Source organism: Amycolatopsis sp. NPDC051372, from assembly GCF_040682095.1.
Classification (GTDB): domain Bacteria; phylum Actinomycetota; class Actinomycetes; order Mycobacteriales; family Pseudonocardiaceae; genus Amycolatopsis.
Map to the genome: position 1 here is coordinate 167,835 of NZ_JBFBAF010000016.1, position 20,511 is coordinate 188,345.

Here is a 20,511-nt window from a genome sequence, read left to right on the forward strand (position 1 = left end):
TCTTGACAAGTTTTCATTCATTCCTATGGTGACATGAAACTATTCATTCGCGATCAACGCAAGGACGGGAGGCCCGGGTTGTCCCGGTCGCTGCACGAGCTGCTCACCGCCCACCGGCTCACCCCCGCGCAGCGGCGCATCGCCAGCTACCTCACCGACCACGCGGCGGAGGCGGCAGCGCTCACCAGCGGCGAGCTCGCGGAGTACGCGCAGGTCAGCCAGCCGTCGGTCACGCGGTTCGTCGCGTTGCTCGGCTTCGACGGCTATGCCGGGTTCCGCCGCTACCTGCGCGAGGCCGCGGCCGAGCCCGAGCCGGAGTGCGGCGGCAACAAGTTCCAGGACGCCATCGACGCCGACCTGCGCAACCTCACCGCCCTGCGCGCGCAGCTGGCCGACGACACACGGCTGCGCGCGATCGCCGCGACGCTCATGGACTCGGTGCCGCTCGTCGTCGCCGGCTACCGCGTCTCGGCCGCGCAGGCCGCGTCGTTCGCTTATCTCGCCACCAAGATCCACCCGGACGTCCGCCTGCTCACGGACCCCGGCAGCGTCTTCGGCGACGCCCTGCGCCACGCCCACCGGCTTGGCGCCCGGACGCTCGTCCTCGTCGCGCTCCCCCGCTACCCCCGGGAGAGCGCCGCGGCCCTCGAGCAGGCTCGCGCACTGGGCCTGCGCACCCTCCTGATCACGGACCGGCCCGTCTCGGCGCTCACCCCGCTCGCCGACGACGTGCTGCACGCGGGCGTCGCCTCCGAGTTCGTGTTCGACTCCCACGCCGCGGTCACCTCCCTGACCGTGGCGCTCGTCGAGGCGATGGCCGACGCGGCCGGCGCCCTGGCCCGGCAACGACTGGAAGGCTTCGAAGACTATGCCGCAGAGCAAGACCTCTTCCTCCCCGCGTAAAGAGGGAGGAGGGTCCGCAGCGTCAAATTCTGCAGGGTTCGACGACGTCCCGCTCAACCGCTTCCACCTCCGCATCACCGCGCTGACCTTCTGCGCCAACTACTCCGACGGCTACGAGCTCGGCATCATCAGCATCGCCCTGCCGTTGATCGCGGCGCAGCTCGGGTTCGGCACGGTGTGGGAGGGGCTGCTCGGCGCGTCGGCGCTGATCGGGATTTTCCTCGGCAGCATCGTCGTCGGCTGGGCGGCGGACAAGATCGGCCGCCAGCGGCTGTACACAGTGGACTTCCTGTTGATCGCCGTCGCGTCGGCCGCCGAGTTCTTCGTGACCAGCCCGACGCAGCTGTTCATCCTCAGACTGTTGATCGGCATCGGCATCGGCGCCGACTACGCACTCGGGCCGACACTCGTCGCGGAGTTCGTGCCCCGCAAGTACCGCGGCGGGCTGCTGGCTTCGCTCACCGTGCTGTGGACGGTCGGCTACGTCGCGGCGTTCTTCCTCGGCAACTACGTCGTGAGCCTCGGTGGCGAGTCGTGGCGCTGGCTGCTCGCGTCGAGCAGCATCCCCGCGATCGCCGTGGTGCTGCTGCGCATCGGTGTGCCGGAGTCGCCGCGGTGGTTGCTGTCGCAGGGCCGCGTCGACCAGGCGCGAGCGGTCGTCGAGCGGCTGCGCGGCGACGTCGAGGCGTTCGAAGACCTCGTGCGCAACCACGTCGCGGCGCGGCGCGTGCGCTACCGCGAGCTGTTCGGCAAGAAGTACTGGCGCAACACGGCGTTCGGCACGATCTTCTACAACGCCCAGGTGGTGCCCTACTTCGCCATCTACACGTTCCTGCCGCTGGTGCTGCTGAAGATGGGGGTCGGCGAGGAGGACACGACCAGCGACGGCCTGCTGAACCTGTTCCTGCTCGCCGGCAGTCTCGGCGGCCTGTGGCTGGTGGCGAAGATGTCGCGGCGCGGGCTCACGATCTGGTCGTTCGTGGTCCTCATCGCGACGATGGCGCCGATGGCGATCTGGCCCGACGCGCCCACCGCGTTGGTCTTCCCGCTGTTCCTGGTGTTCACGTTCACCATGTCCGCCGCCGTGAACCTCGACCAGGTCTACCCGCCGGAGCTGTTCCCCACCGACCTGCGCAGCTCCGGCGTCGGCCTGCTCAACGGCCTCAGCCGCGTCGGCTCGGCCATCGGCACGTTCCTGCTGCCCCTGGCGCTGGACGGCATCGGCTTCTCCCCCACCATGCTGATCCTCACGCTGGTGCTGGTGGGCGGCCTGGTCGTCTCGCTGCTGTGGGCGCCGGAGACGAAGAACTCGACGATGGACTGACCTATCGCGGACTGACCTACCGCGCAGCCTCTGCCGCGAGCCGAGGCTGCGCGAGGCCGGTTTTCAACGCCGCGGCCATGGTCGCCACACGGTGGCCCTGCGCGCGGGCCGCGGCCAGCGCCGGCTCGTCGACGGCGATCGAGCCGTCCTCGCCCGTGATGTGGCTTGCGCCGTAAGGGTTTCCGCCCGTCCTTGGCGTGGCCCTTGAAACCGGGCGGCACGAGCACACCACCGAAGTGGTAAACGGAGTTGTACAGCGCGAGCAACGTCGTCTCCTGCCCACCGTGGGCCGAGGCGCTCGAGGTGAACCCGCGGCAGGGCGATCGTGCAGCACCCTTCGGACATGACCCGCTCCCCTCGCTGCTCCGACACGTCAGATCGTGTCATCCAATACAGTCTCACTTGACACATTGATCGAAACTAGCCAACGCGACGCCCACCTCATCCCGCACGGGCGAGGACTCCGGCGCGCGGCCGGTCCACCGTGGGGCGACGGGAAACCTACGAGAGGCACCGCTATGTCTGACTACATCCGGATGCAGGGGACGGACCCGCGGGCGATGGACTCGGCACGGCCGGGCTTCGCCGAACCGCGCGCGGCGAACGGGTGGACCGCGTTCGCGGCCACGATCGCGATGCTCGCCGGCTTCTTCAACATCATCATCGGGCTCGTGGCGCTGTTCAAGAACGACTTCTACGTGGCCGCGCCGGGCGGCTACCTCGTGCTGAACCTCACCGGCTGGGGCTGGCTGCACCTCATCGTCGGCGCGCTCGCGGCCGCCGCCGGCGCCGCCCTGTTCAGCGGCGCCGGCTGGGCCAAGGTCGTCGTGGTGATCCTGGCCGGGTTCAACGCGCTGGCGATGCTCGCGTTCATCTCGGCCGCCCCGGCGTGGGGGCTGATCGTGATCGTGCTCGACGTCCTCGTGATCTGGGCCGTGATCGCCCACTCCTCGGAACCCGAAACTTCAGTCTGAGAGCTTCCCGGGCATGACCTCACCCAGCGCGGGTGAGGCCTTTCCCGCGAGCGGGGTGCTGTCGACGTAGTGCATCTCGTACGCGCGCTCGGTGAACTTCCAGCCGTCTGCCGTGCGCCGGTAGCTGTCGTGGTACACGGAGTGGTTGAGGTGCGAGCTGCCGTCGCGCAGCCGCCCGAACTCCACGATGTACGCGCGTCCGGTGGCGGTGTCGCCGTCGAGGTGGATCGAGCCCGGGTGCACGGTCTGCAGGAAGTACTCCCACAGCTGCCGCGAGCGCTCGATCCCGCGGCGGATCCCGTCCCGGCCGACGAGCTCGATGCCGGCCTCGGGAATGCGCCAGATGCCGTCCTCGTCGAAGAGCGAGGCGAGGCGGTCGAAGTCGCGCATCATCCCGGCGTCGGTGAACTCCGCGCACAGCGCGCCGAGCTCGACGCGGTCGGCGATGGCCTGGAAGTCGGTCATGGTTCTCCTGTCACATCTTTCGTCCGTGGTCCGTCAACCCTCTGACGGACCACGACGGAGGAACCTGACAGTGGACGCAGTTCTGGTTGAGCAGTTCGAAGCCCACCGCGGCCACCTTCGCGGGGTCGCCTACCGGATGCTGGGCTCGGTGACCGAGGCCGAGGACGCTGTGCAGGAGGCCTGGCTGCGGCTTTCGCGCGCCGACACAGGCGGCGTGGCGAACCTCGGCGGCTGGCTGACCACGGTCGTCAGCCGCGTGTGCCTCGACGTGCTGCGCTCGCGCAAGTCCCGTCGCGAGGAGCCGCTGGAGACGCACGTGCCGGACACGATCGTCGCCGACCCGGACCCCGCCGAGGAGGCGGTGCTCGCCGACTCGGTCGGGCTCGCGCTGCTCGTGGTGCTGGAGACGTTGTCGCCGGCCGAACGGCTCGCGTTCGTGCTGCATGACCTGTTCGGCGTGCCCTTCGCCGAGATCGCGCCGATCGTCGACCGCACCCCCACCACCGCCGCGCAGCTGGCCAGCCGTGCCCGCCGCCGGGTCCGGGGCGCCGCGCTGCCCGACGCCGGCGTCGCCGCGCAACGCGAGGTCCTCGACGCGTTCCTGGCCGCCTCCCGCTCGGGTGACTTCGACGCGCTGCTCGCTGTGCTCGACCCGGACGTGGTGCTCCGCGCCGACGCCGGTGTCACCGGCGGCTCACGGCTCATCCGCGGTGCCGCCCGGGTGGCGAGCCAGGCGGTGCTGTTCGAGCAGCTCGGTGCCGAGAGCCGGCCCGTGCTCGTGAACGGTGCGCCCGGCCTGCTCGCGATCCTCGACGGCACGCCGCGGGCCGTGTTCTGCCCGACGGTCCGCTCCGGGCGGATCGTCGAGATCAACATCCTCGCCGACCCGGCGCGGCTCGCCCTGTTGGGCCTGTGACCCCCGAACTCAGCCGGCCAAGGTGGCGCCGGGCACTCGCACGTTGAGCGCGCTGCCCTCGTTGAGCAGCAAGTCGCGGGTCGCCAGCTCGGCCGCGAGCTCGCGCACCGCCACGGCGCGGAACTCCTGGCCGGGCTGTGGTTCGGGCAGGTAACCCTCGGACGTGTAAGCGGGAACCACCTCACCGTCCTCCTGCGCCATCGTCACGACCGGGCGGTCCGGTTCCGCGACCACGTAGACCGTGGCGCCGAGCAGCGCCGCGTGGACGCCCTCGTTACCGCCGTTGCCGGTGATGACCGCCTGCAACCCGGCCTCCAGCTCGTTGGTGGGCCGCGGAATACCCAGCGCCAGCGTGCTCGGACGGTAGTCCGGGTTGGGGATGAACTCGCCCGCGACCTCGCCGTGCTCGTCGACGCGGTAGGCGCCGGCGATCGCGGCGCCCGGCACGTCCTCGGCGCCTTCCATCGCCGGGTCCACCACGTAGAGCCAGCTGTCCGGCGACTGCCGCGCACGCTCGCGCAGCTCCGCGGGCAGCGGTTCCGGGGTGGTATCCACAACTTTCTCCGATCCGTCGTCAGGCTCAGGCTAGCTCGGCGTGCTCAGTCCTTGGGTGGCACGGGCGGAGGTGGTGGGTCCTGGGGCTTCGGAACGAAGCCTGGGTTGGGCTCATATTGGAGCTGGGGCACGAGCTTGTGATCATTCGGATAGATGATGTTCGGGTGCGCGCCCGGCTGCCCGGCGCCGACGTTGTAGTACCCCTCCACCTTGTACGCGCCGGAGATCTGCGAGCCCGGGATGTGGTCGACCGCGGCCCATTCGTTCTGACCGTCCATGGTGGGCACGCGGTCCGGGTGCGAGGGCAGGTGGACCATTTTCCCGGGATCGGTTTCGATCTCGTAGATGTAACCCTCGTGCTTGAAGAACATCGTGTCGTCGGACTTGCCCCAGAACCCGGTCTTTGTCGACTGCGTGATTTCCCCGCCGACCTTCTGCGGCACGAACTGGTATCCGGTCTCGACGTCGCCCGAGGTGGACACGTACCCACTCCCGGAACCGTACGACCGGTGCTGGTGCCCGGCGATGTCGTAGTTCGGCCCCTTCGGCCCCGCGCCCTGTCTGATCGCGTCGGACGTGAGGCCGTCCTTGAAAATGGTTTCCGGCGGCGCGCCCGAACCGTGGTAGACGTACTTCGGCGTCTTGTCCGGTCCCGGGTTGTGCGAAAAGTCGGGCGCGTCCTGGTGCTTCTTCCCATCTGCCGCGGAGTTCGACGGACCGGCTTCGGCCGAGGTGTCCGCGTCACCCGACTTGTGCGACGGCCCGGGTTCCGGCGACGGCGAGCGCGACGGGTTCGGCGTGCTGCCGATGTCGCCGACGTGGGCGGGTTCGTCCGTGCTGCCCGCCCGGCTCGACGTGGTGCCGGTGCCGCCTCCCGACTTGCAGCTCGTCGGTGCCAGGCCCAGCGGGTCGGCGATGCGGAGCGGGTTGTTCACGTACGCCGCCGGGTTGGGCGCGGGCGCGAGGCCCAGCGGGTCCTGGCTGACGTAGCGGCCCGAGGCGGGGTCGTAGTAGCGGTAGACGTTGTAGTGCAGCCCGGTTTCCACGTCGAGGTACTGGCCGGGGAAGCGCAGCGGGGTGGCCGTCGCGCCGCCGCTGCCCGGCAGGTCGCGGCCCCACACCGTGGTGCGGCCCGACCAGACCGGCCGGCCCTCGGCGTCGAGCAGCTCGGCGGGCCGTCCGACGGGGTCGGTCACGATCGTGTGGAACAGCCGGACGCCGCCGGTGCTCTCGTGCTGGGCCACCGGCGCGTCGGTATCCGGGTCGTAGTCCCACGTGCGCACGCGGGTGGTTCCGTCGGCGAGCCGGTGCGACTCCTCGACGAGTTTCCCGCCGTCCCACACGAACTCGACCTGCTCGGCGATCTCGCCGCCCGGCCCGAACCGCTGCTTCGCGATTCGCCGGCCGACGGGGTCGTAGCGGTACCGCCACCGCGTGCCGTCGGGGGTGGTCACGCCGGTCAGCCGGTCCTGGCCGTCCCAGCCGTAGCTCCATACGAGCTCGCCGACACGGCGCTGGACGACCCGGCCCTGTGCGTCGTGGCGGTAGGAGATCGCGCCCGCCGAGGTGAGGGTGTTGCCCACGTACGCCCGCGGGCCGCTTTCGGGCGCCGCCTGTCCCGCCACGCCGCTGAAGACGATGTTGCCCGCCACGTCGTAGCGGAAGCCCTCGCGCCGATCGGCCGCGATCGCTTCGACGACACGGCCGGCCGGGTCGAGCCGGAAGTCCGCGGTGCCGGAGAGGCTGTCGGAGGTGCGGACGAGGTGGCCGTCGGCCCGGTAGTCGTAGCGCCGGCGCAGGCTCGGGCCCTCCTGCGCGGTGAGGCGCTGCTCGGCGTCGTACGCCTGGGTCAGCACGACCGTGCCGTCCAGCGAACGGCCCGTCTCCTTGCCCGCCGGGTCGCGGTCGAAGGCGAGCACGTGTCCCCCGCCGGCGAGGCCGACCGGAGCGCCCCGCTCGCCGAAGGACCACGAACTGTCCACTCCGGACGGTGTGCGCCGGGTGACCCGGGTGCCGTCCGGCGCGTAGGAGAACGTGGTGGTGCGGCCGTTGGTCGTCTGGGCGATGACGTGACCCCGGTCGTCGCGGTTGTACTCGATGACCGCGTCGGCGTTCTCCGCGCGGCGGAGCCGGCCGACCGGGTCGTGGGAATACGTGGTGAGCCCGTGGGGCGCGCGCCGCGCGACGACGTTGCCCAGCGTGTCGTAGGTGAGCTCGGTGAGCTCACCGAGGCCGTTGAACGCGCGGGTGAGCTGTCCGGCGGCGTCGTACTCGAACCGCAGCGTGCGGCCGTCGAAGTCGCGCTCTTCGGTGACGCGGCCCGCGTGGTCGTAGACGTAGCGCCAGGTCAGGCCGAGCGGGTTGGTCACCGCCAGCAGGCGCAGCTCGGTGTCATACGCGTACGTCGTGCGCCCGCCCGCCTCATCGATCTCGGCGACGACCACGTCGAACGGGCCGTACTCGCGCCGCGTGACGGCGCCCGTCTCGCTGACGTGGGCGACGTCGTTGCCTTCGCCGTCGTACGACCACTGCTCGCGTCCGCCGGCAGGGCCGGTGCGCGCGGTCCGCAGGCCCTCGACCGTCCAGTCGAGCCGCACCTGGCCGCCGGGCGTGTCGACGAGCGCCGGCCGGCCGAACAGGTCGGGGACGTAACCCTTCGTGGTCCGCCCGGCCTCCGCGACCGCGTCGGGCAGCACAGCCGCGCTCCCGACGCCCTCGTGGCGGAACTCGCCCGCCACGCCGAGGCGCGCCGAGAACGGGTCAATCGGCTCGTCGTACGTGCGGGTCCAGGTGCGCTCGCCGTCGCGGACCGCGATGGCCGCGACGAGCCCGCCACGCAGCGCGACCTGCACGACGCTGCCGTCGGGCCGGACCACGCGGCTCAGCGCGCCGGCGTCGTCGTACTCGTAGGACGTGGTGCGCCCGAGCTTGTCGGTGCGCATGAGCAGCCGGTCGTAACGGTCCCAAGTGGACACCGTGGCGTGGCCCGCCGCGTCGACCTCCCGTACGACCTGGCCGGCCTCGTTGAGGTGGTACTCGGTGCGGTGGCCGAGCGAGTCGCTGTAGACGGTGACGAGGCGTTCGCGGTCGTAGGTGAAGCTGCCGTCGCGGAAGCCCTTTTCCCCCAAGGTCTTCACGCAGCGTCCGGCCGCGTCGTACACGTAGCGGTACCAGGTTCCGGTGCGGTCCTGCCAGCCTGTGACGCGGCCCTGGGTGTCGTAGTCGAACAGCATCGGGCGGCCCGAGGAGTTCACGACCTGGGTGAGCCGGCCGTCGGGGTCGTAGCCGTAGCGGGTGACCAACACGCTCTCACCCGAGGCGGGGTTCACGACCGACATCGCGGTGATCCGGTCGCGGGTCACGGTGAAGGCGACCTCGTACCCGTCGGAGTGGCGGATCCGCGCCGGGCGCCCCGTCCGGTCGTAGTCGACGTCGAAGCGCTGCTCGGCCCCGGCCACTGCCGTGAGCGGCAGCACGCCGGGAGCTTCTCCCACCACCGGGTCGAAGCGGAGACTGGTGCCACGCAACGGTTCTTCCAGCACGTAGCTGCCGTCGAGCCGCCGGGTCAGCGGCAGCCGCGGCCCCTCCACCGGCAATCCCGTGGCGCCCGGTGCCGGCAGCGGGTACACGAGCACCATGCCGTCGGGCGAGAAGTAGCAGACGTCCTCGTCGTCGATCTCCAGGCGCTGGTCCACTGTGGACGCCCAGGAGCGGCCGAACCACCGCCCGGCGCGGTAGGAGGAGACGTGCGTGCGCTCGAGCGAGAGCTCGAGGTCCAGCGGCAGCACCAGATCGATCTGGTCGAGGATCATCTCGCCGGTGGCGACGTCGACGGGGTCCGACGCGCACACGCGGCTGTCCTTGTCGACCGACGTGTCGCGCGGGTTGTCCGGTTTGTTCGACGGCGGGGCGCTCTTGGGCGTGCCGCCCTTCGGGGTTCCGCCACCACCGGCGCCCGCCGGCACCGGGTCCGGATCAGCCTTGAGCGGGGGTGGGTCGCTCTTCACCGGCGGCGGGGTGCCACCTCCACTTCCGGAGGAGCCACCGCCGCCGGAACTCGACGCGTGGGTGGAATCGTCGCCACCCTTCGACGCCGGCGGCGGGGTGTAGTCCTTGGCGTCGCCGCTGTAGCCCGAGGCCGACGTGCTGTCGTCGCCGCCGGATTTGCCGGGCGGCGGGGAGTAGTCCTTCGGCGTGCCTTCGTAGCCGGAGCTTTTCGTGGAGTCGTCCGCACCGGATTTACCCGGCGGCGGCGTGTAGTCCTTGGGGGTGCCTTCGTAGCCGCCGCCCTTGGGCGTGCCGCCGCCGTCGCCGCCGGGGGTTTTCACCGGCGGCGCCTCGGGGGTGCCAGAGAGGTCCTTGGTCTTGGGCGGCGGGGCGACCTTGCCGCCCTTGAGGCCCTTGAACGCCTTCCCCGCGTCCTCGAACAGCGTCCCGGCCTTCTTCAGCAACGGCACCAAGGCCTTGAGCGCCTTCACCAGCTTCGTGACCAGACCGGTGATCTGCGACGCCGTCTTCGCCACCGCGCTCACGACCTGCGGCACCACCCAGGCCAACCCGATACCCAGGGTGAACACCACCTGCAACGCCCAGCTGATCATGTGCCCAATCAGCTCGGAAATGATGTCGCGCACCAAAGTGCGGACCGCGGCCACCACCTCACCCGCGGTCTTCACCCCGGACGAAGCGCCTTCACAGCCCTTCTGCGCCGCCTGCAACGACGTCGCCAGGTCCTGCCCCCGCTGCCGGTAGGCATCCGAGGCCGAACCCGACCACGACTGCAAGTCCGCGTTGATCGCGTCGTTGAGATCGGAGGCGACGCTGCCCAGCTCCTTGGCGACGTTCGCCCACGTCTCCGACTGCGCCTTGATCTGATCCGCGTTGCCGGTCAACCCATTGAGCGCGTCCTTGAGCGGACCGACGTGCTCCATCAACCACGACACGCCCGCCGCCAGGATCGCCCCGAACGGATCCATCGCCATCGACAACGCATCCAGCGCCGTCCCGACCGCGCCCATCGCCACCGACGCCCAGTCACCCGACTCGATGGCCGTCGACAGGTCGTTCGCGGATTCGAGCAGCGAAATACCCGAATACGCCTTCGTCGAATCTTGCGTCGGCGCGATCAGCGGATTACTCACCGCGTCAAGTTAGCAGCGCCGAACGGGCGGATCGCTTGCGCGATGGGCTATTGACTCGTTGGTGCCCCTTTGGTACAGCCTGCCTGGCAGGGCGGGCAGAATGCCCGCGCTCCTGAGGCGGTCAGACCGCGTCGGCGCAGGCGACGGCCTCCGGCTCGGGCCGGGCCGCGGGTTCCGGCTCGGTCACCCGCTCGTCGCCGGCCGACTCGTCCGGGACCGTGAGCTCCCACGGCCGGGCAACAACCCACAGGACGACGCCCGCCAGCAGGATGCCGCTGAACATCACGATCCCCATGGCGGCGGCGTTGTTGCCGATCAGGCCCACGACCGGCGACACGGCCGCGCCGATGCCGAACTGCACGGCACCCAGCAGCGACGCCGCGGTGCCGGCGTTGTCACCGTGGGAGTTCAGGGCGACCGCGGGCGCGTTGGGCAGGATCAGGCCGGCGAAGAACAGCACCGCCCACACGGGCACCGCGACGCCGAACATCCCGCCGAAGCCGGTGAGCGACGTGACCAGCAGGACCGCCGAGGCCACGACGGCCGCCACGCTCGCGACGAGCAGCACCTGGGCCGGCTCGTAGCGGTTCATCAGCCGCGCGTTGACCTGCGTCGCGGCGATCAGCCAGATCGCGCTGGCGCCGAAGAGCAGGCCGAACTGCTGCTGGTTGAGACCGAACTCCTGCTGGAACACGAACGAGCCACCGCTGATGAACGCGAACAGCCCGGCCATCGCGAGGCCGGCCACGATCACCAGGCCGATGAACGAGCGGTCGGTGAGCAGCCCGCGGTACGAGCGGACCGTCGCCTTGAGCTCCCACGGCTGGCGGCGCTGCTTCGGCAGCGTCTCCGGCAGGGCCAGCGCCGCGGCGATCGCGCTCGCGAGCCCGATCACGGCGAGCACCACGAACACGCCACGCCACTCGGTCCAGCTCAGCAGGGCGCTGCCGAGCGTCGGCGCGAGCACCGGCGACACACCCATCACGAGGATCAGGCGCGACAGCAGCTTCGCGGCGTTGCGGTCGGTGTAGAGGTCACGCACCACAGCCAGCGCCAGCACCGCGCCCGCGGAGGCGCCGAGGCCCTGCAGGATGCGCGCGCCCGTGAGCAGCTCGACGTTCGGCGCCACCAGGCAGAGCAGCGAGGCACCGACGTGGATCAAGCTGCCGGTGATGAGCGGGATCCGCCGGCCGAACGCGTCGGACAGCGGCCCGACCAGCAGCTGCCCGAGCGCCAGCCCGAGCACGGTGCCGGTCAGCGTCAGCTGGATGGTGGACTCGGACGTGAGCAGGTCCTGCGCGATGGTCGGCAGCGCGGGCAGGTACATGTCGATGGACAGCGGGCCGAGTGCCACGAGGACACCCAGGATCAACACCAGCTTGAGCTGTCCGCCCCCAGCGGACACTCCTGCGCCGGGTGCGGCTTCCAGCCTGTTCGTCACAGCATCTCCCTCAGTCGGTAGCCACCTCACTCCTACGACGAACGGGACTCGCCTATTCCGACATCCTTCCCAGATCACACCGCGCCTTTCTCCGGGTGACGCCTCGTGGTTGCACCGCTACGACAAGGTAATCCGGGATTCACCCGCTAGAAATGTCCACAATAGACAGTTCGCATACGACAGATCACCCCCGCGGGGAGACTCTGTCGTGGCAAGGTGACGCGGTGGTGGAATCACTGCCCTCGGGGCCGGGAATGGCGGTGCGGCGAATCGCCGCGGGAGTGCTGGTGCTCGTGGGGCTCCTGGGGCCGTTCACGGCGTTCGGGTGGAGCACGACACCCGGGCTGGGCGCGCCGGCGATGCTGCGGGGCTTGAGCCCGTACGTGCTGCTGGTGCTGGGCTTCGTGCTCGTCTACCACCGGCGCCCGACGGTGTGGCCGGTGGCGCTCGGGTGGTGCGGGCTGCTGCTCGGGTTCGAGCTGCTCTCCTCCGGGGCGATCCAGATGGCAGTCGGCTTCGGCGAGGGCTGGCGAGGGCTCGTCGCGGCGCCGGTCGCCGTGGTCGTGGCGTACGGATGCGGTCGCCTCGCGCAGCTCGTGCTCAACCGGCCGCTCGGGCTCGACCTGGCCGGGGCCCGCACGGAGGTGGTGGTGCGCCTGACCGACGGCCGGCTGCTCCTCCAGTGGGACCGGCTCGTGCACGGCAGCACCGGCAAGCTCGGCAACGCTCGCGCCAACGGCCCTGGCCTGCTCTACAGCGAGCTCGCCTACGCCCAGCTCGGCCAGGCCGGCGACCAGTCGGTGCTGCGGGTGGCCGGCGAAGGTCGGCAGTGGCTGCTGCACCTGGAGCACGCGAACCCGCAGCAGGTGCTCGACCTCGTCGTCGCGCGGGCCGAGAAGGCGCGGAAGGACCCGAAGCTCGCCGGCGAGAACAACGCCGACCGCGCGGTGGCCGTGCAGCGCCACGGCGAGGCCGTCGCCGACGTCCGGGCCGGCACCACCGCGATGGCCGGCGGCAGCCCCGGGTTCAAGGCACCGGTGTTCGTGCTCGTGGTCGCCATCGCGTGCCTGACGATCGCGGTGATGTCCTTCTTCCCCGCGCTGCCCGACCTCGTGTTGACCGGACCCGCGTCGCACACCAACGTCGCGGGCGGGATCGTGTTCGGGCTCGTCGGGCTGATCGCCGCGCGCACCTATCGCCGCTCCCGCCGGGGTCTGCGGTACCTGCGGAACCACTCGGGCGAAGGGCTCGGGCAGCACCTCGAACCGCAGGTCGCGCCGGTGCCGGGGTGGAGTGCCCTCGGGCCGGCCGTGATGATGCCGGTCAGTCCGGCGACGGCGCCGGCAGCGGAGCACTGAGCCACGGCGAGCCCGAGCCACGCACCTCGCCGACGCTCAGGCCACGCGGGCGACGGATCAACGTCCGCAGGGTGCCGCCGTTGAGGTAACCGACGCGGGTGGCCACGGCGTCGACGGTCAAGCCGGTCGTGCGCGGCAGGTGGATCGCGCGCTGCAGCCGGATCTCGGTGATCAGATCGCGCGGCGACATTCCCAGCTTGGCCTGCAGGGTGCGTTGCAGGCTGCGTTCGGTCACCCCCAGCTCGCCCGCCAGCGCCGCCACCTGCAGCGACTCCCCCAGCCGCGACCGCACGCGGCGTTCGAACGCGGCGACCAGCGGGTTGCCGCGCACGAGGATCTCCGTGGCCGCGAAGTATGTTGCGTGGTGCGGTTGCCGATGAGCAGATAGCGGCTCACGAGGTCGGCCAGCGCCGGACTGGAGGCCGCGACCAGCGACAACGCCAGGTCCAGGTGCGCGAGCGCCGCCCCCGCGGTGATCACGTCCTCGCCAACGCAGAGCGTGCGCGTCTCGTCGACGTCGACGCGCGGGTAGCGGCGGCGCAGCGCCAGGCCGAGCCACCAGCTGGTGGTGGCGCGCACGCCGTCGAGCACGCCGGCCTCGGCCAGGAAGAACGCGGCCGTGCAGGCCGCGGCCACGCGGGCGCCGGCTTCGCGCGCGGCGTTGAGGGCGTGCAGCACGGTGCGGCCCGACGCCCCGCTGACCTCGCGCACGAGCGCTTCGGGCTCCGGGATTTCGACGGCGGGCACCAGCAGCAGGTCGGGACCTTCGGCCAACACGGTTTTCACGAGTTCCGCGGGGATCGTGTACCCGTGCGCCGAGCGGACGGCGCCACCGGCGGACACCGTGCGGATGCCGAACGGACGCGGCGGATCCGGCAGGTCAGCGGCGAGTCCGTTGGCCGTCCGGAGCACTTCCGGCACCGCGGTGAGGCCGAAATCGGCCACGCCGTCGACGACGAACACCGCGAGGTCCAGGTCGGGAACGGTGCCGAACTCGTCGGACCCGACACTTCCGAGGCGACCAAAGTGGACCTAGCGTGCGAACCAGGCACCGTCGCCGAGGGGTGGCGGGCCGAACCGGAAGGCGGCCACCATGCCGATCCTCAGCGCCCTGGGCGGCGTCCACCACCTGCGGCTCACCGTGACCGACCTCGACCGCTCGCGCGCCTTCTACACCGAGGTGCTCGGCTTCGGTGTCGCGGCCGAATCGCCGGGCAGCCCGGACGACCCGGCCATCCGGGCCGACCGCGAAGCGCTCTACGGCGGAGTCGTACTCGCCAACGAGAACCTGATCCTCGGCCTGCGTCCGGTGGCCGAGAAGGCCGACCGGTTCGAGTCCGAACGCGTCGGCCTCGACCACCTGAGCTTCCAGCTCGGCTCGATGGCCCGGCTGCGGGAGGCACAGGAGCGCCTCGACGCCACGGACGTCGTGCACGGCACGATCCGCGAGCTGCCGGCGTTCGGCATCGCGATCCTGTCCGTCGACGACCCAGACGGCATCCACCTGGAGCTCACCGCCGCGCTCGAATAGTCCACTCAGGACAGTCCGGTGCACGGATGCCGGTACGGACGGTCAGCGGTCGTTGATCTTGGCGGCCGCTGATCGTTAGTGTCGGCGCATAAGCCGACCCGAAAGAGGAGTTCCCATGAGCGGCCTGCCGGCCACGATGCGAGCGGCGCGGTTCGACGCGGCGTCGAAGAAGCTGAGCGTGGAGACGGTGCCCGTGCCGACCCCGGGGCGCGGTGAGGTCGTGGTCAAGGTCGCGGCGTGCGGGATCTGCCACTCGGACCTGACCCAGCTCGACGGGCACTTCACCCCGAAACTGCCGGTGATCACGCCCGGGCACGAGACGGCCGGAACCGTCGCCGCCGTCGGCGAAGAGGTCGGCTTCTGGTCGCCGGGCGACCGCGTGGTCGTGGCCGCGGGCCGGCCGTGCGGCACGTGCCGCGAATGCCGCCAGGGCGGCGGGATCGACGTGTGCGAAAAGCTCGAGATCATGGCCTTCGACTACGACGGCGCCTGGGCCGAGTACGTGGTCACGCCCGCGACGACGCTGGTCGGTGTGCCGGAGCACGTGCCGCTGGAGCAGGCCGCGGTGCTGGCCGACGCGGTCTCGACCCCGTACGGCGCCCTCGACACGGCCGGCCTGCGCCCCGCGGAGGCCGTCGGGATCTGGGGTCTCGGCGGGCTGGGCACGCACCTGGTGCAGCTCGCGCGCATCTGCGGCGCGTCGCCGATCGTGGCGCTCGACCCGCTGCCGGCGGCCCGTGAACGCGCGCTCGGCCTCGGCGCCGACTTCGCGCTCGACCCGCTCGACGAAGCCACGCCGGACAAGCTCGCGGACATCACCGGTGGCCACGGGCTCGACGTCGCGTTCGACTGCGTCGGCCGGGGTGCCAGCGTCAAGCAGGCCGACCGCGCGCTCGGCCACCGCGGCCGGCTGGTGCTCGTCGGGATGTCGCCCGACCAGCTGGAATTGGGGGCCGAGCTGAACTTCGTGCGGCGGCGCCACACCGTCGTCGGGCACCTCGGCTACCGCATGAAGCACCTGTCCGACCTGGTGGAGCTCGTCGCCCGCGGGCGGCTGGACGTGTCGGGCTCCGTGAGCGCGATCCTGCCGCTGGAGGAAGCCGCCGAGGGCGTGCGGCGCCTGCGCGAGCACGACGGCGACCCGATCCGGGTGTTGCTTCGCCCTTGACCCTGACGTCGCAGGAGGGTCGAGCATCGAAGGCGTGACCGAATACACCAGCCCCGTCCCGATGCCGGCACTCGACGCGATCGCGCCGGAGCCCTACCGCGGCATCTACGGCATGCCCATGTTCCCGCTGCTCCCGACGGCCGACCTCGAGGAGTCCAAGGACTTCTGGTTGCGCGGCCTCGGGTTCATCGACCTGTTCTCCATCCCCGGCCGGATCACCCACCTGCGGCGGTGGGCGTTCCAGGACGTGCTGCTCGTGCCGGGTCAAGTCGGGCCCGGCTCCGCGTTGGCCATCAGCTTCTCGTGCGTTCTCTCCCAGATCGACGAGGTCGCCGCGCGGTGCGAGGAGTTGCGGCCGGGCTGCACGAGCGGTCCGGAGGTGAAGCCGTGGAACTCCGTCGAGCTCACGGTGGAGACGCCAGAACGGGTGCGGATCGTACTGACCGCCGCCCGGCCGATCGACCCCGACAGCGCCCAGGCCGCCGAGCTGCGCGCCGTCGGGATCGACGTTCCGCGCGGGTGAGCCACACTGGCCTGATGAGTGAAGGCCTCACCGTCGGCCGCGCGGCGGCGCTCGTCGGGGTCAGCGTGAAGACGCTGCACCACTGGGACGCGATCGGTCTCGTGCGCCCGAGCGAACGCACGTTTGCGGGGTACCGGGTGTACTCGGGCGACGACATCGCCCGGGTGCACCGGGTCCTCGTGTACCGCGAGCTGGGCTTCCCGCTCGCCGAGATCGGCCGGCTCCTCGACGACCCGGCGGTCGACGCCCGCGAGCACTTGCGGCGCCAGCGCACCGAACTCGTCGACCGGATTTCCCGCCTGGAGACGATGGTGTCGGCCGTCGACCGCATGCTGGCCGCCGCGAAGACCGGCATCCAGCTCACGCCGGAACAGCAGGTGGAGATCTTCGGGTCCGACTGGCGCCCGGAATGGGTCGGCGAAGCCGAAACCCGCTGGGGTGACAGTCCTCAGTGGACTCAGTACGCCGAGCGCGCCGCCGCACTGAGCCCCGCGGACTGGCGGGAAGTCACGGCCCGGGTGGAAAAGCTGAACGCCGACCTGGCGACCGCGCACCAGACCGGCGTCAAGCCGGGCTCCCCCGAGGCCAACGCGCTGGCCGAGCGCCACCGCGCGGCCATGACCACCTACTTCGACTGCCCCCACGCCCGCCATGTCTGCCTCGGCCGGCTGCTGGCGGAGGACGAGGGTTTCGCGAGTTACTACAGCGGTTTATCGCCGGACCTGGCGCCGTGGCTGCGCGAGGTGATCAGCGCGAACGCCGCGGCCCACGGCGTCGACCCGGAAACCGCCACCTGGGACTGACTTGTCGCCCGGCACAACCGGAAGTGCTCGCCGCCGGCGCAGCGCGACCGGCCCCGCCGACGAGCGTTCCCCCGCACGGCGGCGCCTCACCGCCACCGCACGCAACCCGGACCACCGCGCGCCGTCCCCCGACGGCGTCGCCCGGTGGTCCGGAACTCGAATCAGTCGGTCAGCAGCTCCGACTTGTGCTCCCGCAGCCACTCCTCCAGCGGCTTCAGCCGCGGGTTGATGCGGCGCACGCGCTCGAGGTCGCGGGACTCGACGAACGAGTTGGCGGCGTCGGCGTAGAACTGGTACATGTTGCCGATCTCGACGGCGCCCGGGTAGCCACCGGCGCGGACCTCGTCGTGGGTCTGGGGCCGGTAGACGACCTCCTCGCCCAGCACCTTCGTGAACAGCTCCGCCAGCTCGACTCCCGTGTAGTGCGCGCCGGCGAGGCCGACGGTGCGGCCGATGTACGTCGGGCCGGCGAGGAAGATGCCGTAGGCGGTGCGGCCGATGTCCTCCGACGCGACCAGCGCCATCACGGAGTCGCCCATCGGGTTGGTCAGCACGAGCTTGCCGTCGGCGCCGCGGTGCACGCCTTGCCCCTTCAGGAACGACTCGTAGTAGAACGTCGTCTCCAGGAACGTCGTGGGCACGCCCTGCTCGGTGAAGAACCGGTTGCCCTCGCCCTTGGCGTCGAAGTGGGGCACCGTGTACTTCTCGAGCAGCGTCGGCAGCTCGAGGCCCTGGTGCTCGAAGTGCGGTCGCGTGTCCTCCAGCGTCGACCAGACCACGTGCTTCAGGCCGGCCTGCTTCGCGGCGCGCGCGGCGATCTCCGCCTGGTCGAGCTCCATCTGCGCCCGCGTGCGCGCCGCCTCCTCCTCGGGTGTGCGCTGGACCCAGAAGTTCGTGACCACGTACGCGCCATACGCGCCTTCGAACGCGCGCAGCACGCCGGCCTCGTCGTCGAGATCTGCCGCCACGACCTCAGCGCCGCGCGCCGCCAGCTCCTTCGCCGCCGGGGACTCGACGTCGCGGGTCAGCGCGCGAAGGCTGAACGGTCCCTGCGGGTCGTCGAGGATCGCCCGGGCCAGACCACCACCCTGCGAACCGGTCGCCCCCACCACGGCAATGATCTTCTTGTCGGTCATCGGGTTCCTGCCTCTCTCGTCGGATGTTTCCCGAACGAGTTCCAGGCTGTCCCTCTTTTCCGGACGACACCTCGCCCCGCCGTGGGTACCCACAGAGGGGGACGGCACGGGCTGTCACAGCCAGCCACGCTCGTCGGCGACCCGCAGTGCTTCCATCCGGTTGCGCGTCCCGGTCTTGGCGATCGCCGCCGACAGGTAGTTGCGCACCGTGCCCTCCGACAGGTACAGCGTCGCCGCGATCTCGGCGACCGAGACTCCCGACCGGGCGGCGATCAGCACGTCGCGCTCGCGCGCGGTGAGCGGCGACTCCCCCGCCGCCAGCGTCGCGACGGCAAGCGCCGGATCCACCACGCGCTCACCGGCGACCACGCGGCGGATCGCGTCGGCCAGCGTCTCGGCCGGCGCGTCCTTCACCACGAACCCGACGGCACCCGCCTCCATCGCGCGCCGCAGGTAGCCCGCACGCCCGAACGTGGTCAGCATGACCACGCGACAGCCCGGCGCTTTCTTGGCGAGCACGGCCGCCGCGGCCAGACCGTCGAGACCCGGCATCTCGATGTCCAGCAACGCGACGTCCGGCTGCTCCGCCAGCGCCGCGTCCACCACCTGGTCACCGCGGCCGACCGACGCGACGACCGCGAAGTCGTCTTCCAGCTCCAGCAGGGCGCACAACGCCTGGCGCACCAGGGCTTGGTCGTCGGCCAGCAGCAGTCGGATGGTCATGCCCGAGCCCCCATCGACACGCACAGCCGCCACCCCCGCGGCTGCACCGGCCCCGCCTCCATCCGGCCACCGGCCTCGGCGACGCGCGAGCGCAACCCGTCCAGACCGTTGCCCGGAGTAACCACCGCGCCCACCCCGTCGTCGCGCACTTCCACCTCCGAAGCCGAAAGCCGGACGGTGCAGCTCGTCGCACGAGCATGGCGCGCGACGTTGGTCAGCCCCTCCCGCACGACCCAGCCGAACAGCTCCTGGTGGGCGCCGTCGACCACGTCCGTCGCGGTGGGCAGGTCGGCCGTGACCCCGGAGGCGCGCAGCAGCTCCCGGCCGCGCGCCAGCTCCCCGGCCAGCGTCACGTCGCGGCTGCCCGAGACGGCCGCGCGCACGTCGGCGAGTGCCTGCCGGGAGAGGCGTTCGACCTCGCCGATCTCCTCGAACGCGCGTTCCGCGTCCGTCTCCCCGAGCCGGCGGGCGAGATTGCTCTTCACCGTGATCGCGGTGAGCGAGTGGCCGAGCAGGTCGTGCAGGTCGCGGGCGATGCGGGTGCGCTCGGCTTCGGCCGCGAGCCGCTCGACCTCCGCGCGAGCCTCGACCAGCGCGCGGTTGGTACGGACCGCCTCGGAGAAGGCGTAGACCATCAACGCGGTGAACACGAGCGCGATGGCCTGCGCCCACGCCGGCCCGGAGTGCCACGGCCGCACAGCCGGCGGCACGACGATCGCCGCCAGCCCGGCCCCCAGGAGCACCGCCACCGCCGCTCTGCCGCGCAACTGCCGCATCAGAAACGCCACGACGACCGCGGCCAGGAAGAACGCGTCGGCCTGCGCGAAGGGCAACAGGGCGAGGAACAGCACCGCCTGCGCGCCCAGTGACCACCAGAACACCCGCGGGGCCACGCGGTCCGCGGCGATCGTGGCCACCACGTAGCAGCAGCTGAACAAGCCCACGAGCACGCAGCCCACCACCGCGGTGGTGCCGCCGCGCGGCACCAGGCCGGCCACGGTCACCGCCGGGTACACGAGCATGCCGGCGTCGAGCACGAACCGGCGCCGCCCGAGCACCCAGCGATCGGCGTTGTCGTCCACGTGCGGCACGCTACCGGGGCCGTGGTCAGGCCCGGGCGAACAACGAGCGGACGTGCCGCCCGTTGACGATCAGCACCACGCCCAGCAGGAGCAGCGCGCACACGCCTTGTTCGGCTCGCAGCCACACCGGGAACGCGCCGGGCAGCGCCGCAATGACGACCAGGGCCACCAGCATGATCGCGGTGACAAACCGCAGCCGCAGGTAGGCGCGGCGCGAGCCCTTGCTCGTCCGGAGGGTGAAGGACAGCGTGAGCAGGGCGCTGGCCACGACGATCACCGTCCGCACCCAAACCGCGTCGGTGACCATCGCGGAGTTGTTCCGCAGCAGGACCACCGCTCCGACGGTGAGCACGCTGAGCGTGAGGTAGGCGATGACGAGCAGTCTCGTGGTGCGGAAGGCCGAGAGGCTGCGCGGGTGGTTGAGGTTTTCGTGGGACACGGCGGCGGATCTGGCGTTCATGATTGTCC

Annotated in this window: 19 protein-coding genes; 9 read left to right on the forward strand and 10 right to left on the reverse strand. The window is 71.2% G+C overall.

Annotation, left to right across the window (positions count from 1 at the left end):
- Positions 1 to 33: 33 nt before the first annotated feature.
- From AB0M56_RS24695 to AB0M56_RS24705, 3 genes are all read left to right on the forward strand, one after another.
- On the forward strand, positions 34 to 903 hold the full coding sequence (locus AB0M56_RS24695; RefSeq protein WP_364179943.1) for a MurR/RpiR family transcriptional regulator: 870 nt from the start codon (positions 34 to 36) through the stop codon (positions 901 to 903).
- Complete coding sequence (locus AB0M56_RS24700; RefSeq protein WP_364179945.1) at positions 869 to 2,227, forward strand: MFS transporter; 1,359 nt, start codon at positions 869 to 871, stop codon at positions 2,225 to 2,227. Before AB0M56_RS24695 ends, AB0M56_RS24700 begins: the two co-directional genes overlap by 35 nt.
- A gap of 518 nt (positions 2,228 to 2,745) precedes the next feature.
- On the forward strand, positions 2,746 to 3,201 hold the full coding sequence (locus tag AB0M56_RS24705; RefSeq protein ID WP_364179947.1) for a hypothetical protein: 456 nt from the start codon (positions 2,746 to 2,748) through the stop codon (positions 3,199 to 3,201).
- On the opposite strand, the gene AB0M56_RS24710 is transcribed toward AB0M56_RS24705, so the two are convergent.
- Complete coding sequence (locus tag AB0M56_RS24710; protein WP_364179949.1) at positions 3,193 to 3,666, reverse strand: nuclear transport factor 2 family protein; 474 nt, start codon at positions 3,664 to 3,666, stop codon at positions 3,193 to 3,195. The genes AB0M56_RS24705 and AB0M56_RS24710 overlap by 9 nt on opposite strands.
- A 64-nt stretch (positions 3,667 to 3,730) precedes the next feature.
- Between AB0M56_RS24710 and AB0M56_RS24715 the strand changes: the two genes are divergently transcribed.
- A complete protein-coding gene (locus AB0M56_RS24715; RefSeq protein WP_364180028.1) occupies positions 3,731 to 4,582 on the forward strand; it encodes a sigma-70 family RNA polymerase sigma factor in 852 nt (283 codons plus the stop codon).
- Positions 4,583 to 4,591: 9 nt separating this feature from the next.
- Here AB0M56_RS24715 and AB0M56_RS24720 read toward each other — a convergent pair whose 3' ends face one another.
- From AB0M56_RS24720 to AB0M56_RS24730, 3 genes are all read right to left on the reverse strand, one after another.
- On the reverse strand, positions 4,592 to 5,137 hold the full coding sequence (locus AB0M56_RS24720) for a type VII secretion system-associated protein (protein WP_364179951.1): 546 nt from the start codon (positions 5,135 to 5,137) through the stop codon (positions 4,592 to 4,594).
- Between the two features lie 44 nt (positions 5,138 to 5,181).
- On the reverse strand, positions 5,182 to 10,278 hold the full coding sequence (locus AB0M56_RS24725; protein ID WP_364179953.1) for an RHS repeat-associated core domain-containing protein: 5,097 nt from the start codon (positions 10,276 to 10,278) through the stop codon (positions 5,182 to 5,184).
- 121 nt (positions 10,279 to 10,399) lie between these two features.
- Entirely contained in the window at positions 10,400 to 11,719 is a 1,320-nt protein-coding gene (locus AB0M56_RS24730) for a Bcr/CflA family multidrug efflux MFS transporter (protein WP_364179955.1), read from the reverse strand.
- Between the two features lie 224 nt (positions 11,720 to 11,943).
- Between AB0M56_RS24730 and AB0M56_RS24735 the strand changes: the two genes are divergently transcribed.
- Entirely contained in the window at positions 11,944 to 13,077 is a 1,134-nt protein-coding gene (locus tag AB0M56_RS24735) for a hypothetical protein (RefSeq protein WP_364179957.1), read from the forward strand.
- Here the strand turns inward: AB0M56_RS24735 and AB0M56_RS24740 are convergent.
- Both AB0M56_RS24740 and AB0M56_RS24745 read right to left on the reverse strand, forming a co-directional pair.
- Positions 13,043 to 13,339 (reverse strand): helix-turn-helix domain-containing protein, encoded by a 297-nt coding sequence (locus tag AB0M56_RS24740; protein WP_364179959.1) that lies wholly within the window; start codon positions 13,337 to 13,339, stop codon positions 13,043 to 13,045. The genes AB0M56_RS24735 and AB0M56_RS24740 overlap by 35 nt on opposite strands.
- Positions 13,309 to 14,040, reverse strand: coding sequence for a DJ-1/PfpI family protein (locus tag AB0M56_RS24745; protein ID WP_364179961.1), 732 nt, complete (start codon positions 14,038 to 14,040; stop codon positions 13,309 to 13,311). Before AB0M56_RS24745 ends, AB0M56_RS24740 begins: the two co-directional genes overlap by 31 nt.
- A 130-nt stretch (positions 14,041 to 14,170) precedes the next feature.
- Here AB0M56_RS24745 and AB0M56_RS24750 point away from each other — a divergent pair, with 130 nt between their 5' ends.
- The 4 genes from AB0M56_RS24750 to AB0M56_RS24765 all read left to right on the forward strand — a co-directional run bounded on the left by AB0M56_RS24750 (position 14,171) and on the right by AB0M56_RS24765 (position 17,102).
- A complete protein-coding gene (locus tag AB0M56_RS24750; RefSeq protein ID WP_364179963.1) occupies positions 14,171 to 14,608 on the forward strand; it encodes a VOC family protein in 438 nt (145 codons plus the stop codon).
- A gap of 115 nt (positions 14,609 to 14,723) precedes the next feature.
- Positions 14,724 to 15,776 carry a zinc-binding dehydrogenase gene (locus AB0M56_RS24755; protein WP_364179965.1) on the forward strand — a complete coding sequence of 351 codons (1,053 nt, stop codon included), beginning with the start codon at positions 14,724 to 14,726 and terminating at the stop codon, positions 15,774 to 15,776.
- Positions 15,777 to 15,810: 34 nt separating this feature from the next.
- The gene (locus tag AB0M56_RS24760; protein WP_364179966.1) at positions 15,811 to 16,299 is read left to right on the forward strand and encodes a VOC family protein; all 489 of its coding nucleotides are present in this window, start codon (positions 15,811 to 15,813) and stop codon (positions 16,297 to 16,299) included.
- A 14-nt stretch (positions 16,300 to 16,313) separates the two neighbouring features.
- On the forward strand, positions 16,314 to 17,102 hold the full coding sequence (locus AB0M56_RS24765) for a MerR family transcriptional regulator (protein WP_364179968.1): 789 nt from the start codon (positions 16,314 to 16,316) through the stop codon (positions 17,100 to 17,102).
- A 161-nt stretch (positions 17,103 to 17,263) separates the two neighbouring features.
- Here AB0M56_RS24765 and AB0M56_RS24770 read toward each other — a convergent pair whose 3' ends face one another.
- The 4 genes from AB0M56_RS24770 to AB0M56_RS24785 form a co-directional block, all read right to left on the reverse strand.
- Positions 17,264 to 18,238: an NmrA/HSCARG family protein gene (locus tag AB0M56_RS24770; protein ID WP_364179970.1), complete on the reverse strand. Its 975-nt coding sequence runs from the start codon at positions 18,236 to 18,238 to the stop codon at positions 17,264 to 17,266.
- 114 nt (positions 18,239 to 18,352) lie between these two features.
- A complete protein-coding gene (locus AB0M56_RS24775) occupies positions 18,353 to 18,961 on the reverse strand; it encodes a response regulator transcription factor (RefSeq protein ID WP_354881654.1) in 609 nt (202 codons plus the stop codon).
- Positions 18,958 to 20,043 (reverse strand): sensor histidine kinase, encoded by a 1,086-nt coding sequence (locus AB0M56_RS24780; protein ID WP_364179973.1) that lies wholly within the window; start codon positions 20,041 to 20,043, stop codon positions 18,958 to 18,960. The genes AB0M56_RS24775 and AB0M56_RS24780 overlap by 4 nt, the downstream gene beginning before the upstream one ends.
- Before the next feature lie 25 nt (positions 20,044 to 20,068).
- Positions 20,069 to 20,503 carry a hypothetical protein gene (locus AB0M56_RS24785; protein WP_364179975.1) on the reverse strand — a complete coding sequence of 145 codons (435 nt, stop codon included), beginning with the start codon at positions 20,501 to 20,503 and terminating at the stop codon, positions 20,069 to 20,071.
- Positions 20,504 to 20,511 lie beyond the last annotated feature (8 nt).

What these genes read in the sequence shown, in the direction of transcription:
- AB0M56_RS24695 (WP_364179943.1), top strand. Translation starts at nt 34, where the DNA reads ATGAAACTATTCATTCGCGATCAACGCAAGGACGGGAGGCCCGGGTTG.
- AB0M56_RS24700 (WP_364179945.1), top strand. Translation starts at nt 869, where the DNA reads ATGCCGCAGAGCAAGACCTCTTCCTCCCCGCGTAAAGAGGGAGGAGGG.
- AB0M56_RS24705 (WP_364179947.1), top strand. Translation starts at nt 2,746, where the DNA reads ATGTCTGACTACATCCGGATGCAGGGGACGGACCCGCGGGCGATGGAC.
- AB0M56_RS24710 (WP_364179949.1), bottom strand. Translation starts at nt 3,666, where the DNA reads ATGACCGACTTCCAGGCCATCGCCGACCGCGTCGAGCTCGGCGCGCTG.
- AB0M56_RS24750 (WP_364179963.1), top strand. Translation starts at nt 14,171, where the DNA reads ATGCCGATCCTCAGCGCCCTGGGCGGCGTCCACCACCTGCGGCTCACC.
- AB0M56_RS24755 (WP_364179965.1), top strand. Translation starts at nt 14,724, where the DNA reads ATGAGCGGCCTGCCGGCCACGATGCGAGCGGCGCGGTTCGACGCGGCG.
- AB0M56_RS24765 (WP_364179968.1), top strand. Translation starts at nt 16,314, where the DNA reads ATGAGTGAAGGCCTCACCGTCGGCCGCGCGGCGGCGCTCGTCGGGGTC.
- AB0M56_RS24770 (WP_364179970.1), bottom strand. Translation starts at nt 18,238, where the DNA reads ATGACCGACAAGAAGATCATTGCCGTGGTGGGGGCGACCGGTTCGCAG.
- AB0M56_RS24775 (WP_354881654.1), bottom strand. Translation starts at nt 18,961, where the DNA reads ATGACCATCCGACTGCTGCTGGCCGACGACCAAGCCCTGGTGCGCCAG.
- AB0M56_RS24785 (WP_364179975.1), bottom strand. Translation starts at nt 20,503, where the DNA reads ATGAACGCCAGATCCGCCGCCGTGTCCCACGAAAACCTCAACCACCCG.